Source organism: Acinetobacter endophylla (assembly GCF_053543775.1).
This window is the reverse complement of the sequence record NZ_JBLVOM010000259.1, coordinates 134,944-151,059: the sequence shown is the minus strand read 5'-3', so window position 1 is coordinate 151,059 and position 16,116 is coordinate 134,944. Positions and strand designations below refer to the sequence as shown.

Below are 16,116 nucleotides of genomic sequence, written 5' to 3'. Positions count from 1 at the left end.
GCGTGTAACCTCGCCTCTTCAACGACATCATCGCACCGGTCTTGGCCTTGGGTGTATTCCAAGTCACCTTGTCGACCCCAGCCGTGTTTTTGCCTTTGTTTTCAGACACTCGTTTTACGGCCAATGCTTTGCCACTAAACGAGTGAGTCAGCAGCCATTGCAAAGCTTTCGCCTTGTTATGCCTGCCGTCTTGTACCGCCTTCACAATACGCGCTTGCAGCCCTCTGACATGACGCTGTACAGCAATCCAATCGATGCTGTCCCACGATGTGCTGGAAGGTGCACACGCTGATACTGCTGCATTCATTTGCTCTCCCTCCATTAAAAGGGTTCTACACACTCTCTTGTGATGAGAGACCATAAGGACGTCAGCCCGCTTTCGCGTGGGGTAATGTTTCAACCTCTATCCAACCCATTACAGACTGGCATTCGCTTTTTCCTCGTTCCTTCGCCCGCATCACCATGGGCAGTTTTTGCAAACTGCTTTCCCAATGGGGGTAATACGGGATTTCCACGTTCCGCTTACTGAAGTACATCGGCTTAGGTGCCTGCTATCGACCGGGAGGCGTATGGGTCACGAATGCGTAGTAGAAAGACGCGATTCCCACCTCCATTACCGTTTTGGTTCGAGCGTATTAGCCATTTCCGCTCGTTCAATTTAACGATCGTTGCGCAGATTCACATGTGTTCACCATACCGATTATCTAGCCCTTGTCCGGCTATGGCTGCCAGAAGAGTACGCCTCTCACGATTGATACCCCGCACCTTACGGTGCCTCGTTACATTGTCGAAGGCGCTCTTTATTCAGCCTTCTAGATTCACCCGGTGACACGGGTGGTTCCCGCAGGGGGAACAACTTCATTAAGCGACTTCGTGTCGCACCTCTACCCAATTGTTGCATATCGGTAGATTGCCATCATCCAGATAGCGGCTTAAGGCTGGCCAACGCTTCAGAGTGTAATTGATAGCCTTGGCGGTGGGAGAACTCGATGGCACTGTCAGATGATGTTGGTTGAGCCATTCATATAGTTGTTGCATCACTGGTTGACTATGCTGTTGTCGGTATTCGCGGCGGTCTTCCGCTGTACCATCGGTCTTTTTCCTGAGTTCTGCTTCTATCGCATACAGTTTCTGAATCAGCACTAAGGCCTGTTCAGCAACCTGACTTTTCCCAGTTACATGCAGTTCATGGAATTTACGACGTGCATGGGCCATGCACCCCACCTCAATCACCTGGCCTGATTTAAAACGTGCTTTATAACCACTGTAATCATCACAGACTAGATAGCCCTGCCAGCCTTTCAAGAACTCTTCAGCATGCTGGCCTGAACGACTATCCTGAAAGTCATAGATCACCGCCTGAACTGGATTATACTGTGTGGTGGCATAGGCCCAGACATAACCTTTCTTCGGTTTTTTATTATTCTCACCCATCCGCATGATGGTGACCGGTGTTTCATCTGCATGCAGCACCCGCTGTTGCAGCACCACCTCTTTTAAGGCATTGGCCAGAGGTTCCAGTTCTACACCGCAGCGACCTATCCAGTCAGATAAAGTGGATCTGGACAGATCAATGCCAGCCCGCTGATAGATCAGGCGCTGACGGTACAGCGGCAAATGATCGGCATACTTCGATACCAGCACATGGCTGAGCAATTCAGGTGAAGCAATGCCTTTATCAATCACATAGGCGGGCATCGCTTGCTGAGTTAGAGTGTCACACTGATCACAGACCCATTTACCACGCACATGCTGTTCCTTATAGAACTGTGCCGGTCTGAAATGCAGTTTTTCACTGACATCTTCGCCGATACGACGGAGTTGGCAGCCACAAGCACATTGGGTTGATGCAGGTTCATGCTCAATACGGATGGTGTGTAGATGATCTGGCAGTGGTCGACGTTTAGGTTTATTGGTTTTGGCTTTCTGTGTCGCTGCATTGGTTTTATCTGCATTTAGCCGTTCCAGTTCTAGATCAACCGCGGCAATATCTTCTTCAACCGCTTCATCCCACAGATGGATTTGTTTTGCCGTTAAGTGTTCATTCTTTTGGGCGAATTTATGCTTTTTAAACAGCGCCAGTTCATGCTCGTATTTTTGATTGAGAATAGAAAGATGTTGAACTTTGGCATCCAATTGTTGGTTTGATTGTGCTAGAGACTGATGCTGCAGCGCCAACTGCCTGGTGAATTCCAGCAGTTGTTCATGGGTCAGTTGGCTTAAGTCAGGCAGCGTATTCATGACCGCAGTATGCCTGAGGTCATGAGAAGAATGAAATAGAACGTTTGGAGAATAGCAGAATGGTCGAGCCTGGTTTAAAGCATCGTCACCACCTGCTGTCGTCCAATGCGCTGCCAGGGCAAACCTTGGATCAGTGCCTGTAACTGTTCCGGGCTGAGGGCCACGGTTTCACCTTGGTGAACTTGAGCCCAGTGAAATTTGCCCTGTTCCAGCCGCCGGGCACACAGCCAGATGCCCAATCCATCATGTACCAGCACTTTCATGCGATGGCCACGTTTATTACAGAACAGGTAAGCACAATGCGGTTTGATGTAGCCAAAGGCTCTCACCACCTGAGCCATGGTCGTATCCATACCTGCACGCATGTCCATGGGCTGAGTAGACAACCAGATTTCATCAATGCGGATCATGTTGCAAGTGCCTTGAGTAATTCTGCCAAGGCAGGTATTTCTGATGTCTGCCATTTTAGCTGAATATCATTATTCGTATGAGGCACGGTGATACACAACGTGATCCTCTCATCAATAGGTTGGCTGATTGCAGCAGTGTAAGGCAAAGCAATAAATGCTGGATTCACATGAGTAGGATCCTGCACGGCACCCTCATGATGGCTGAAGATCCTGATCCAACGACTGACAAGGTTGGCATTAATACTATGTTGCAGTGCGACCGAAGCGATCGAGGTATTAGGATTTTTGCAGGCATTGACAATACTGAGTTTGAATTCTTTGCTGTATTTTCGGCGTTTTTTAGCAACAGGAGGTGTTGCTGAATATATATCCATGTTCATGGATTAAGTCCCCACTTGTTTTTAGGTGGGAACTAAATTAAGGCTTATAGGATCGCTTGGTAAGGCTGTGTTAGCCGGATGCTTACATAACATAGGGTTATAAACCATTTCTTTGTACTTTTTATTAGTAATACATGGAAATATGAATCTAAATATAAGCAAGTTATTGATTTATATTTAATTTTTTTATATTTAAGTAATGGGGTATGTACATGAAGCGGAAACTTGGCATTTTTACTACGAATCAGATAAACAAATCAGGCTTCCAAATTCCTGCAAGTACGTTGATGAAGGCTGAAGAAACACACCATTCTGAAAGGTTTACCACAGGTCTTTCAGCGGGATTACCCGTTCATATACAACATGATATGCATCGTCCCTTTGGGTGGAGCCAAGTACTTGGTCTCTTTATAGATAGCAATATGGTTCGTGTAATTGGAATGATTGAGGAAGCAGAAACGAAGCAAGAGAAAATTCAATTAGAACAGGTCGCTTCTCATTTTTGGGAATCACATAATAATGACAAGAAAGGTGCTTTAAAAAGAGATTTGTTAGAAAGAGGAAACATACTAAAGCTTGATGAGTTTGATAGGTTTCTTAAGATGGAGGCTTATGTATTGTCTCGAGATAATGTTGCATCGTCACTCTATCCTGAACTGTTTAATCCCTCAAGCGAAGCTGTAGATAAAGATGGTTTAACAAATTATAAAATACTGTGCCAAAGCATGGAGCAAGTTCAGCCGGGTATGTTTTTAGATAAGAAATATAATTTATTGATATTTGCACATAGATTCTTTAGGCGTAGTCTGTCGCATAGAAATAAATTTAATGAATATTTTCTTTCAAATTTTAATAAAGCAGTAATAGATAACCCCCATCTAATTCCTCGAATACGCCTTGATCCAGATCTTATTGGTCATCCAGAGACTGTCACTAATCTATTAGAGTTAGAATATTGGTGGGGACCTCACTTTAATAATGATATTTCATTGATACCCAATGGTGTAACAGAACATAAGGCATCGGATAGAACAAGGTATTTCGAGGGGATTGATAGGACTCAAATTTGGTGGAAATCACCTGAAACACGCATAATTTCAACTATAGAGGATAGATATCGTACTTTTGAAATTGAGGAGTTAATTGAAAATCAATCTGGAGGACTTCTAGGGGATCAATATGGATGCCGTTATGCGCATGCAGAATATTCTATCGGTACCTCAACCATTGCTCATTTTGACGGTGCTATACGAGCCTATTCTCAAGATAAGTATATAGAAAGAATAGGTTTATCAATTGATCATGCTGGAAAACAATCTGAGTACACAAAATTGTTCAGATTTGATGGATTTATGTCTGTTGAACTTTGGAAAGGATTATTAAGTGATTATTTTAAAGGGAATCCATTAATTCCTGAATATTTTGGTGTAGTTCACGATGATATAGAAACCCATCCAAAAGACATAATAGATGAAGACGTACTAATTACCGATAATGCAGAATTTACAATAGAAAGCGAATTAACAGCATTTATTTGTCTTACACACTATGATTCTCTTAATGAATCATATATTGAGCCATCGACTATAGCCTTACCTAATGAGCAACTTTTAAAAACGGTAGAAACTGGGTGTGGTGCTATTGATGAGTTCATTCGCAGTAAATTTGATATGACAAATATAAGCTCAATAGCAATTGATGATGGAGTTGTAAATCTGGCCAAAGTAATTTTTGGAAAGCAGAGTGATCTTCTAACTGAGATGCAGGACTTTATTTCGGGACTTTCTAATTCACTACTTTATGATATCGAGCATAATGGGCTACAAAGAATTTCAATTCCTATTAGCTGGGTTAATAACAAGTTATTGATAAATTTAAGTATTAAGGGTTCTGCCCACCTGGTTTATCAAATATTGATCAATTTGTTTAATATCATAGATCCATTAAAGCCTGCATCAGAATGGATAGAAAAATTAGCAAGTGAGATTACAGTATTAGCACCTATTTCCTCAGCTAAACCAGATCTAGGTGGCGTGCTTCAAGGTCATTTGTCTTATGAGCGTACTGGTAGTGTTAAGTTTAGAATAAAGCCGTCTGATTCACTGAAGCAGAGTCTTCTTGATGAGAAGCCTGATTGGTTAAAACTGTAAGATGTGTGAATTTAGCTATGTCAAGGAATATAGAGAATCAGAGAGCATAGTTTTCTCAGCAAAATAATCAGTAAACAGTCTCTAAATAGCATCTTTTTTAAAAGAGATCATAAGTCTAAATTAAGCTCTAAAATATTAGATAAATAAAAATTTTAAAATTAATCCTATTGATGTGTTCTTTTTTAATAGATGCCATCTATCTGTCGTAAATGACAAGCAATGTGTCATTTTACAATAAAAAATTTATAAATATGAATAATCAGGGAGTAGGCAAATCTTTGATATTTTAGGATTATTTCATTGATGTTTTAAATTAAAAAGATAATGCCATAATATTTTATGACATTATCTTATTGATTTTAGTTGATTTCAGCTTATGGTTTAATTTATTTCAGCTTATGCTTTGTAAATTTCACCTTATGCTTTAATCAACATTTAAGCTAAACCTTACCAGCTTAACGCACCGCCAGTTTGGTAATCTGTTACGCGCGTCTCGAAGAAATTCTTCTCTTTACGCAAGTCCATCATCTCTGACATCCACTGGAACGGGTTATTCACACCAGCGAACTGTTCAGGCAAGCCTAACTGCGCCAGACGACGGTTAGCAATGAACTTCAGGTATTCTTCCATCATGCCAGCGTTCATGCCAAGTACACCGCGTGGCATGGTGTCACGTGCATATTCGATTTCCAGCATCGTGCCTTCAAGAATCATCTGGATGATTTCTTCCTGGAATTCAGTGGTCCATAAACCCGGGTTTTCGATCTTGATCTGGTTGATCATATCGATACCAAAGTTCAGGTGCATTGACTCATCACGCAGGATGTACTGGAATTGCTCGGCAACACCATTCATCTTGTTACGACGGCCCATCGACAGGATCTGGCTGAAACCACAGTAGAAGAAGATACCTTCAAGTACACAATAGAACGCGATCAGGTTGCGAAGCAGGATTTGGTCGTTTTCAGGGGTACCAGTTTTGAAAGTAGGATCACTTAAAGACTGAGTATATTTCAGGCCCCACGCTGCCTTACGTGCCACTGACGGTACTTCACGGTACATGTTGAAGACTTCGCCTTCATCCATACCTAGCGACTCGATACAGTACTGGTAAGCGTGCGTATGAATTGCTTCTTCAAACGCTTGACGCAAGATGTACTGACGGCATTCAGGGTTGGTAATATGACGGTAAATCGCCAGTACCAGATTGTTTGCAACCAGTGAATCGGCAGTCGAGAAGAAACCAAGTGAACGCATCACGATGGTACGTTCATCTTCAGTCAAGCCATTTTCAGACTTCCACAGCGCGATGTCGTGGTTCATGTTGACTTCTTGCGGCATCCAGTGGTTTGCACATCCGTCCAGATACTTCTGCCAAGCCCATTCGTATTTGAACGGTACAAGCTGGTTCAAGTCAGCACGACAGTTGATCATTGCCTTGTCATCAACTTGTACACGTTGCGCACCCATTTCAAGCTCTTCCAGACCTGGAGCAACATCAAGTTGCTCTAGGGAAGCAGATGCTCTTGCCAGCGAATCGGTTGGATTTGATCCTCGGTTTTGAGTGGCTCTAAGGGGTTGTGCAGCTGCCACATCCGGCGATGCGTTGCCTGCATCAGATACCATCTGTGAATTAGTCGCTTTTTGCGGCTCGACGGGCGCAGGCTGCTGTTCAGGTGCAGCCGGTTTTTGCGAATCATCTTCGAAATCGTCCCAACTTAGGATAGACATGGGATTCTCCTTAAGTATAAAAAGGTGAACCCCATTTGAAATAGAGACAAGATTATAAACCTGTCTCTGTTTCAAAATCATTTCATATATTAATGAAATGGGCGGGGGTTCCTATTCCTTTAAAATGTTTAACAAATTTTGGTCAATTGGAAAAACAGCTAGTCTGTCTCTCTGATCGACACAATGCCTAAAATCTTTCATGATTTCATCACTCGATTTTGTTGTATGTAGCAACCAAATCGATTTCTGTAATCTTTCATGCTCATATTGTCCAAGAGCTTGATAAATCTTGGAATAGTTTGAGCGTGGTTTATTGTGTAGATCGTAACTTAAACACATGTAGTGCATTGAAAACTCCTTTAACTTTGGATAAGTAAGACTGTAAATTGCATTGCATTTTTAAAGCTCCTAAAAACAATGTTTTAGATTAAAAATGAGAATTAACAGTTGACTCAAAACTCAAAGTGAACGAAGATTTCGTTACTTTCTTTGCTGAAAGTTATCAGTCAACCGTGTTCTCGGTTATCTGAGATTGATGGAGGGGATACTGCAATATCCCCAACATTTTTCTCAAATCTTTTCTAAATTTCTAATTACTTTTTATCTTTCGTAACCTTCAATCTAGATTTGATTTTGTATTGCTACATAATCAAAAGAAGTAATTCGTCTAAAGAAAACTACTTATTTTGTTTACGCTGCTGGCGAACTTTGAGCCAGAAATAAGCAATTGGTAAATAAAAGGTAATACCAAAGGAAATCAGCAATGCCGCAAGTCCTAACATGTAGTTTTGGGTCATATGAGGCATTGAGGTTTCCTTTGTTTTAACTACTCTTTTGGTTTTTTAGTTCCATCATAGTTATTAGTGATATAGGTGTTATGTGAGTTTGTTTTATTCGCAATATTTTGCAAACTACATTTCACTGACCAGCCGATATAAGCCACTAATCCAATTACAAAACAACCAATCGCAATAATGCTTTCAATTGTCATTGAATCACCTAATTAAAGGGATTCGACTATCTCTGACTAAACAACAATCCAGATAGTCGAATCGACTATTTTGAGAGCTCTAATGAATAAATTCATTAGAGCTAGTGGATCTATTGTTTAATCAATGTCACTGACAAGCCTCACAATCAGGGTTGTCAATTGAACATGCCATTGGCACTGGAGCCGCTTGTGCAAAACCTTCTTCCTCTGCAGGAGCTTCAGGTTTTTGCGCTTCAACCACCGGAGCTGCTGCTACAACAGGCGCCGCAACAGTTGCAGGTTTAACTGCGTTCAATGCGCCAGTGTTGATTGTTGATTTCTCGGCAGAAGTCGCACCCAATGCACGCAGGTAATAAGTCGTCTTAAGACCACGTAACCAGGCCATCTTGTAAGTGATGTCCAGTTTCTTACCGTTTGCACCAGCGATGTAAAGGTTCAGAGACTGCGCTTGGTCGATCCATTTTTGACGGCGTGATGCAGCATCTACGATCCAGCGAGTATCAACTTCAAACGCAGTCGCGAAGATGGCTTTAAGCTCTTCAGGAATACGGGAAATCTTCTGCACAGAACCTTCGAAGTGTTTCAGGTCATTGACCATCACCGCATCCCAAAGACCACGTTCTTTCAACGCACGTACCAGGTACGGGTTAATCACGGTGAATTCACCAGACAAGTTAGATTTCACATACAAGTTCTGGAATGTAGGCTCAATAGATTGCGACACGCCACAAATGTTTGAAATCGTAGCAGTCGGAGCAATTGCCATCACATTCGAGTTACGCATACCGTCTTTTTGAACTTTGGCACGTAAAGTGTCCCAGTCCAGACGTTGAGTGCGGTCGACTTCGAACATGCGTTCTGGACGAGTTTTCGCAACCAGATCAAGCGAGTCGATTGGCAGGATACCTTGATCCCACAATGAACCTTTGAATGTTTCGTATGTACCACGTTCAACAGCCAAATCGCTAGATGTTGAAATCGCGTAGTAAGAAATCACTTCCATTGATTCATCAGCAAACTCAACCGCAGCATCAGAACCATAAGCCAGGTTCATCTCATACAGTGCATCCTGGAAGCCCATGATACCCATACCGACTGGACGGTGTTTCAGGTTCGAGTTACGCGCTTGTGGAACAGCGTAGTAGTTGATGTCGATCACGTTATCGAGCATACGAACCGCAGTTTTAACTGTACGTGCCAGTTTTTCGCGATCAAGAACACCGCCTTGAACGTGTTGTACCAGGTTGATCGAACCCAGGTTACATACTGCGATTTCTTCTTTACTGGTGTTTAAAGTAATTTCTGTACACAAGTTAGATGAATGCACCACACCTACGTGTTGCTGTGGTGAACGCAGGTTACATACGTCTTTGAATGTGATCCACGGGTGACCTGTTTCAAACAGCATAGACAGCATTTTGCGCCACAAATCTTTTGCACGGATTTTCTTGTGCAACATGTTTGTTTCTTTGGCAATCGCTTCGTAATGTGCATAACGCTCAGCGAATTCTGCACCCGTCAAATCATGTAGATCAGGCGTTTCAGAAGGGGTGAACAGTGTCCATTCTGCATCTTCGAATACACGTTGCATGAACAGGTCAGGAACCCAGTTCGCAGTGTTCATGTCATGTGTACGACGACGGTCATCACCGGTATTCTTACGCAGTTCCAGGAATTCTTCGATGTCCAGGTGCCAGGTTTCCAGGTACGCACAAACTGCACCTTTACGCTTACCACCCTGGTTGACCGCAACAGCCGTATCGTTCGCTACTTTCAAGAACGGAACTACACCTTGAGATTTACCGTTAGTCCCTTTGATGTATGAGTTCAAAGCACGAACTGGCGTCCAGTCATTACCTAAACCGCCTGCCCATTTAGACAGCATTGCGTTATCACGCATCGCGCCATAAATGTCATACAGGTCATCATCAATCGTGGTCAAGTAGCAGCTAGACAATTGTGGACGAAGCGTACCTGAGTTAAACAGGGTAGGCGTCGAAGCCATGTAGTCGAAGCTAGACAATAAGTTATAGAACTCAATCGCGCGATCTTCACGGTTTTCTTCATTGAGCGACAAGCCCATAGAAACACGCATAAAGAACAATTGCGGAAGTTCGAAACGTACGCCATCCGAATGGATGAAGTAACGGTCAAATAATGTTTGCAGACCCAGGTAAGTAAACTGATTCGAGCGTTCCGGTTGAATCGCCGCTGCCAGTTTCGCCAGGTCAAAGTTCAGCAATTCTGGAGAAAGCAGCTCAAGCTCAATCCCTTTTTTCAGGTAAGTTTCCAGCGCATCGCCTTCAACTGTATCTAAAGGTAGACCCAGGAATTTCAAACCAGTCGCAACCAGGTCATCACGCAATAAACGTGCAGTCACATATGTATAGTTAGGCTCTTGCTCGATACGGGTACGGGTCGCCATCATCATCGTGGTCGAGATGTCAGACTCTTTTACGCCGTTGTACAAGTTTTTCACGGTCTCATCGACAATGGCTTGTACATCAATGCCTTCAAGGCCTTCTGCTGCTTTAGTAACATGCGCAGTTAAAGCACTTAAATCCAGTGGCTTAAGTTTGCCTTCAGCATCAGTAATTTGCAGGGTCGGGTGATGATGAGCACCTAACTGTTTACGTGCTTCAGAACGTTGTTCACGGTAAATGACATAAGAGCGTGCAACTTTCTGTTCGCCCGTACGCATTAGCGCAAGTTCAACTTGGTCTTGAATTTCTTCAATATGAATCGTTCCGCCAGAAGGTAAACGACGTTTAAAGGTATTTAATACCATTTCCGTCAGTTGCTCGATACGATCATGGATCCGGCTCGAGTCAGCGCTTTGTTGGCCTTCAACCGCCAAAAACGCTTTACCAATTGCGACAGAAATTTTTTCTGCATCAAAAGCGGCAACATCACCGGTGCGTTTAATCACCTGAAGTTGACCAGGAGTTGAAGTGATTACGCTCATGTTAGCATAGCTCCGTTGTCATCTATTTTTATGTTTATAGACCGTTTGAACTGGGCAAAATTCATGCCACAGTGTTTGAGGAATAAACACAAGACCTAGTGGTTTTAAAATTAATTGAACACAAGATACGGGAAAATTTAGGGTAGATCAATATTGACATTTAGCTAAATATTTTTCTTAAGTTGTGCTTTAATCCTTGTAAAAATATCGCTATTTTTATTGATTTTTGTATAAGCCTTATCAGGCAAGGCATAGCATAACAAAGTCAAAAGAAAGTGCTTATAGATAACACTGTGGATAACTAAAAAGTGCTGAATCAAGCAGTCATATTTTGTCCATGTAATAGTTGTGTAAATCGCAAATCAGATCTAAACCACTGTTTCAAGCATAATTGTCCAAAAAATGCACGATAAAATATTACAAAATGCTATCTTGATGTATCAGTTTGGTGAACGCTATCTTGTTTACAATGTAAACGTGTGTATATTGCAAGCATATTAAAAACGTATCTATTGGATTTCAAAAGGATACGCCTATAGCGTAGATCCACCAAATAAGGGGCAATACATGAGCCAAGAAGAAAAGTTACCCAAGATTTTAATTGTTGAAGATGACGAGCGTCTTGCTCGTTTAACGCAAGAATACCTCATTCGTAATGGACTTGAGGTGGGGGTAGAGCCGGATGGTAACCGTGCCATTCGTCGGATTATTGCCGAGCAGCCAGATATGGTGGTGCTAGATGTGATGTTACCAGGTGCTGATGGCTTGACCATTTGCCGTGAAGTGCGTCCACATTATCATCAACCGATTTTGATGTTGACTGCGCGTACTGAAGATATGGATCAGGTTTTGGGTCTGGAAATGGGTGCGGATGACTATGTCGCTAAGCCTGTTCAGCCGCGTGTATTGCTGGCGCGTATCCGTGCATTGCTACGTCGTACTGACAAAGTGCCTGAAGATGAAGTGGCACAACGCATCGAATTTGATGACCTGGTCATCGATAATGGCGGCCGTTCAGTGACCTTAAATGGCGATCTGGTTGATTTTACCAGTGCAGAATATGACCTTTTATGGTTGCTTGCATCGAATGCTGGCCGTATTCTCTCTCGCGAAGATATTTTCGAGCGTTTACGTGGTATCGAATATGATGGTCAAGACCGTTCAATCGATGTACGTATTTCTCGTATCCGTCCAAAAATCGGTGACGATCCAGAAAATCCGAAGCGTATTAAAACAGTACGTAGTAAGGGTTATCTTTTTGTTAAAGAGACCAATGGTCTTTAAGCAAATGTGGTTTGTTGCTTGAACAAGCAGGATAAATTATAGGTGTTTAAACACAGTATATTTTTGCGTATATACGCAGGACTCGTCATCCTTGTCGTCTTGGTGGCGGTGTTCGGCTATTTGTTGGTACAGATTATCAACTATCAGCGTGCGCAAGAATATCGCGAATCCCTGACTGATGGTATGGCATATATCATCAGTGAAGGGGTTGCACGCCAGCCAAATCTCCAGCAAAAAATGGATTGGGTTTCTGATGCCTCCGATTTGCTGGAATTGCCCATTCACTATGTAGAAGCCAGCAAGGTCGACATTACCCGTGCTGAAGGACGCCGTATTGCCGAACGTAAGGCTGTGGTGCGTTGGGACGCCGAATCGGGTATTGCCTATATTGTGGTGGGGCTGCGCGATGACCCGGGTCATTACCTTTATATTAAGGCCGACAGCATTACTGAGCGCCAGATGAAGGCCTTACCAGTCTTTATTCTGGATTATCTGGTCTACTATCCAGGTCAGGAAAAAGAATATCTGGCTCGTATTCAGGATTATTTTTCTTATCCGGTTTCTATCGAAAATGTCCAGAATCTACCTTTAGACTCCGAACAGATCGGACGTCTGCGTCTGGATCACAGCATCATTTTATACCGCGATAATGCCTCTATCCGTGGTACTACGATTTCAATTATTTCACCGATTCCCGGTTCGACCTCGCAAGTATTGGTCATGGGGCCGGTGCCCCTGTTTAACTGGATGCCATTCCAGTTAGCGACCGGTATTACCTTGTTAAGCCTGTTTGTGTTGAGTCTGGGTGTTTATGGTTTGCTTGTGCCAATGCAGCGCAAGTTGCGTGAAGTCAGCTATGCCTTAAACAAAATGAAATCGGGTAACATGTCATTGCGTCTTCCTGTAGAAGGCAGTGACGAGATGTCTACACTAGCCTCTAGTTATAACAATATGTCAGATCATATCCAGCGTTTGATCGAAGCGCAGCGTGAGCTGATGCGTGCGGTGTCGCATGAATTGCGTACACCGGTGGCACGGATCCGCTTTGGTGTGGAAATGATGGCAGATGAAGATGACTACGATTATCGTCTGCAACAGGTTGAACAGATTGATAAAGATATTGAAGCGCTGAATACCCTGATTGATGAGATCATGACCTATGCCAAACTGGAACAGGGCATGCCGTCGATTGAGTTTGAGCAGATTGATCTGTATGACGTACTGAATCAGGTAGCTCAGGAAACTGAAGCACTGAAAACCCAGAAAATCATTGAATTACATCCAATGCCTGTTGCTGTAACGGTAGAGGCGGAGCGTCGCTATCTGCATCGTGTGATTCAGAATCTGGTGGGGAATGCCATCCGTTATTGTGATCATAAAATCTTGATTAGCGGTGGTCTGGACCAAGATGGTCAGGCCTATGTTTGCGTTGAAGATGACGGGCCGGGGATTCCGGAAATAGATCGTGCCCGAATTTTTGAAGCCTTTGCCCGACTGGATGATAGCCGTACCCGTGCTTCGGGTGGTTATGGTTTAGGTTTGTCGATTGTCAGTCGGATTGCGTACTGGTTTGGTGGCACGATTCAGGTTGATCAAAGTCCGACCCTGGGTGGCGCGCGTTTTACCATGACCTGGCCGGCACAGCGTTATGTCAAGAAGAGTAAGCGCAAGATGCTAGAAAAAAAGCCTGAGGAAGCGAGTGATCATTTGGCTTGATATTGTGGGAATGATTTTAGTCATAAAAAAAACGATGCATCGGCATCGTTTTTTTATTGGGAGAAATTTTATTCCTGAATGGTCGCATCAGGTTCAATGAGGGATTTGCCCTCTTTTAAGCTTTGTAGCGCTTCAGGATTAAAGTCGATCAATAGTTTGGTGTTTTTCGCATCGACGTTATAGCGCTGAATCAGTTTCTGGTCACCTGATAAGGTTTCGACTTTATATTCGTCAGCGATATTCATAATGCCATCCAGATTGATGCTGGAGGAAGCGTGATCCTCTTGAAAAAGTGCGTGGATGTCACGTAAGTCAAAAGCTGCCTGGCTTATATTAGGATTTTTCTGGATGTAATTTTCTATATGTCGAACCAGTAATTGAGCAAATAAAAAATAATTCGGCTTATGGGAAAAGCGTAGAGACATGCAAGGACTCCTTATTGTTACTTTATTAATGTCATGATGTGGTTTAGAAATAGAAATAACATATTCTGAATCAGTCCGTTGAGCATGTTGCAAAAAGACACAATTGCCAATCTAAGATTAGCAAGTGGCTGTAGGGGGTAAATCAGCAGTTAAATGTAAAAAATCACATTAAATATCAAGTTAAATCAATTGGTTTGAAAGAAAAAATAGTTGTTAAAATAAGTTTTTATCAGATTTAACTTGGATTCCATAGTGAAAAGGGCTATATCTAAATGGGTGGGCGAGAAAAGCAGCTCATCGATCAGCCTATTTTCTGCTAGCGCTATTTATAGAAAAATTAATAGATAATTAAAATTTAATTTGGGAAAACGATTAAAACGAATTCTGAATGATTAAAGTCAAATTAAATGCTGAAATGTCTAAAAAATCATCCCAAAGACTAAGGCTTATAAACTAGCAAGTGAAATCCAAAATCAGGTACAATTGGCGGGATTAATTTTGTGTTTGGTGTATTTGAAGGCCAATACATACATTCTTTGTTAACAAATAGGCCTGCCAGGAGTTATCCCCGCATGAGTGCTATTACTCCATACGAATGGGCAATTATTGCCTTCGTGATCGGCGTTACATTTTTATGCGTCTTTATGCTGACTGTCCCATTACTCCTCGGGGGTAAATCATGGGGCCGTGCCAAGCAGGAGCAGTTTGAGTCAGGTGTAGTTAGCGCAGGTGGAGCTCGTATCCGCTTGTCTGCAAAGTTCTATTTAGTTGCAATTTTCTTCGTAGTGTTTGATTTAGAAGCACTTTATCTATATGCATGGGCAGTTTCTGTTCGTGAAGTAGGTTGGATTGGTTTTGCAACTGCAGCTATCTTTATCATAGTTTTACTTGTTGGTTTGATTTACGAGTTATCGACAGGCGCACTCAATTGGGCACCTTCAGACAGACGTAAGGCAGCAGGAATTAAAGCTAAGATTGGTTCGCCAAATATGGATCTTGCAGAAATTACGCGCTTCAACTCGGTTGAAGAATTGGTGATGGATCCAACGGGTCAAATCCCGGCTCAATCATCTGGTTTTGTGAAAAAGTCACAAACTCAATTATCTGATAAGGAGTAAGACGGGATGAAATATACATTAACCCGTGCGAATCCGAATGCTGATCAATATCCACTTCAGGAACGTATTGTTGTAGAAGATCCGTTGCTAGAAGAAGAAGTGAATAAAAATGTATTCATGACTCGCTTAGAGGATGTGGTACATACAGCAGTCAACTGGGGTCGTAAAAACTCAGTTTGGCCATTTAACTTTGGCACATCTTGCTGCTACGTAGAATATGCAACGACCTTGACCGGCGTGCATGACTTGTCACGTTTTGGTGCCGAGGTTATCCGTGCTTCACCGCGTCAGGCGGACTTAATGATTGTGGCGGGTACATGCTTTGTGAAAATGGCGCCGGTAATTCAGCGTCTGTATGAACAGATGCTTGAACCGAAATGGGTCATTTCAATGGGTGCATGTGCCAACTCAGGTGGTATGTACGATATTTATTCAGTCGTACAAGGTGTGGATAAAATCATCCCGGTCGATGTGTATATTCCAGGTTGCCCACCACGTCCTGAAGCTTTGATTCAGGCATTAATGCTGTTGCAAGACCAGATTCAACTAGAGCGTCGTCCGCTTTCTGCGGTGATCGGTGATGATCTTAAGCCAGTGTATAAGCCAAAGATGATGCCGGAACGTGACCGTAAGAAAGACCAGCGTGTTGCTGTGAAAAATCTGCGCTCAATGGATGAAATTAAATAATTTACACGACAGGTTGTT

At 42.7% G+C, this 16,116-nt stretch carries 14 protein-coding genes and 1 pseudogene; 5 read left to right on the top strand and 10 right to left on the bottom strand.

Annotation, left to right across the window (positions count from 1 at the left end; genetic code table 11):
* The 4 genes and pseudogenes from ACNPNW_RS15215 to ACNPNW_RS15200 all read right to left on the bottom strand — a co-directional run.
* On the bottom strand, positions 1 to 307 hold a 307-nt coding region (locus tag ACNPNW_RS15215; RefSeq protein WP_448766431.1), incomplete at its 3' end, for a reverse transcriptase N-terminal domain-containing protein.
* Between the two features lie 575 nt (positions 308 to 882).
* Positions 883 to 2,241 (bottom strand): annotated as a pseudogene (locus ACNPNW_RS15210) (IS66-like element ISAba25 family transposase); the annotation flags it as partial.
* A gap of 74 nt (positions 2,242 to 2,315) precedes the next feature.
* A complete protein-coding gene (gene tnpB / locus ACNPNW_RS15205; protein WP_000618091.1) occupies positions 2,316 to 2,651 on the bottom strand; it encodes an IS66 family insertion sequence element accessory protein TnpB in 336 nt (111 codons plus the stop codon).
* The gene (locus tag ACNPNW_RS15200) at positions 2,648 to 3,031 is read right to left on the bottom strand and encodes a transposase (RefSeq protein WP_001055585.1); all 384 of its coding nucleotides are present in this window, start codon (positions 3,029 to 3,031) and stop codon (positions 2,648 to 2,650) included. The genes tnpB and ACNPNW_RS15200 overlap by 4 nt, the downstream gene beginning before the upstream one ends.
* 212 nt (positions 3,032 to 3,243) lie before the next feature.
* On the opposite strand from ACNPNW_RS15200, the gene ACNPNW_RS15195 reads away from it, so the two are divergent.
* On the top strand, positions 3,244 to 5,181 hold the full coding sequence (locus ACNPNW_RS15195; protein WP_448767119.1) for a hypothetical protein: 1,938 nt from the start codon (positions 3,244 to 3,246) through the stop codon (positions 5,179 to 5,181).
* 447 nt (positions 5,182 to 5,628) lie between these two features.
* Here the strand turns inward: ACNPNW_RS15195 and ACNPNW_RS15190 are convergent, their stop codons facing one another.
* The 5 genes from ACNPNW_RS15190 to ACNPNW_RS15175 all read right to left on the bottom strand — a co-directional run bounded on the left by ACNPNW_RS15190 (position 5,629) and on the right by ACNPNW_RS15175 (position 10,868).
* Positions 5,629 to 6,912 carry a ribonucleotide-diphosphate reductase subunit beta gene (locus ACNPNW_RS15190; protein WP_004645882.1) on the bottom strand — a complete coding sequence of 428 codons (1,284 nt, stop codon included), beginning with the start codon at positions 6,910 to 6,912 and terminating at the stop codon, positions 5,629 to 5,631.
* A gap of 111 nt (positions 6,913 to 7,023) precedes the next feature.
* The gene (locus tag ACNPNW_RS19355; protein WP_247143078.1) at positions 7,024 to 7,251 is read right to left on the bottom strand and encodes a CRISPR-associated protein Cas2; all 228 of its coding nucleotides are present in this window, start codon (positions 7,249 to 7,251) and stop codon (positions 7,024 to 7,026) included.
* A gap of 338 nt (positions 7,252 to 7,589) precedes the next feature.
* Positions 7,590 to 7,718, bottom strand: coding sequence for a hypothetical protein (locus tag ACNPNW_RS15185; protein ID WP_448767118.1), 129 nt, complete (start codon positions 7,716 to 7,718; stop codon positions 7,590 to 7,592).
* A 20-nt stretch (positions 7,719 to 7,738) separates the two neighbouring features.
* Positions 7,739 to 7,903 (bottom strand): hypothetical protein, encoded by a 165-nt coding sequence (locus ACNPNW_RS15180; protein WP_448767117.1) that lies wholly within the window; start codon positions 7,901 to 7,903, stop codon positions 7,739 to 7,741.
* A gap of 127 nt (positions 7,904 to 8,030) precedes the next feature.
* Positions 8,031 to 10,868 (bottom strand): ribonucleoside-diphosphate reductase subunit alpha, encoded by a 2,838-nt coding sequence (locus ACNPNW_RS15175; protein WP_448767116.1) that lies wholly within the window; start codon positions 10,866 to 10,868, stop codon positions 8,031 to 8,033.
* A gap of 567 nt (positions 10,869 to 11,435) precedes the next feature.
* On the opposite strand from ACNPNW_RS15175, the gene bfmR reads away from it, so the two are divergent.
* Positions 11,436 to 12,152 (top strand): response regulator transcription factor BfmR, encoded by a 717-nt coding sequence (bfmR, locus tag ACNPNW_RS15170; protein ID WP_004280782.1) that lies wholly within the window; start codon positions 11,436 to 11,438, stop codon positions 12,150 to 12,152.
* Between the two features lie 42 nt (positions 12,153 to 12,194).
* Positions 12,195 to 13,868 carry a sensor histidine kinase BfmS gene (bfmS, locus tag ACNPNW_RS15165; protein ID WP_448767115.1) on the top strand — a complete coding sequence of 558 codons (1,674 nt, stop codon included), beginning with the start codon at positions 12,195 to 12,197 and terminating at the stop codon, positions 13,866 to 13,868.
* A gap of 68 nt (positions 13,869 to 13,936) precedes the next feature.
* Here bfmS and ACNPNW_RS15160 read toward each other — a convergent pair whose 3' ends face one another.
* A complete protein-coding gene (locus tag ACNPNW_RS15160) occupies positions 13,937 to 14,293 on the bottom strand; it encodes a hypothetical protein (protein ID WP_180039025.1) in 357 nt (118 codons plus the stop codon).
* Positions 14,294 to 14,865: 572 nt separating this feature from the next.
* On the opposite strand from ACNPNW_RS15160, the gene ACNPNW_RS15155 reads away from it, so the two are divergent.
* Positions 14,866 to 15,411, top strand: a complete 546-nt coding sequence (locus tag ACNPNW_RS15155) for an NADH-quinone oxidoreductase subunit A (RefSeq protein ID WP_044111083.1) — start codon at positions 14,866 to 14,868, stop codon at positions 15,409 to 15,411.
* Positions 15,412 to 15,417: 6 nt separating this feature from the next.
* Positions 15,418 to 16,098, top strand: a complete 681-nt coding sequence (locus tag ACNPNW_RS15150; RefSeq protein ID WP_004280778.1) for a NuoB/complex I 20 kDa subunit family protein — start codon at positions 15,418 to 15,420, stop codon at positions 16,096 to 16,098.
* Positions 16,099 to 16,116: the final 18 nt, after the last annotated feature.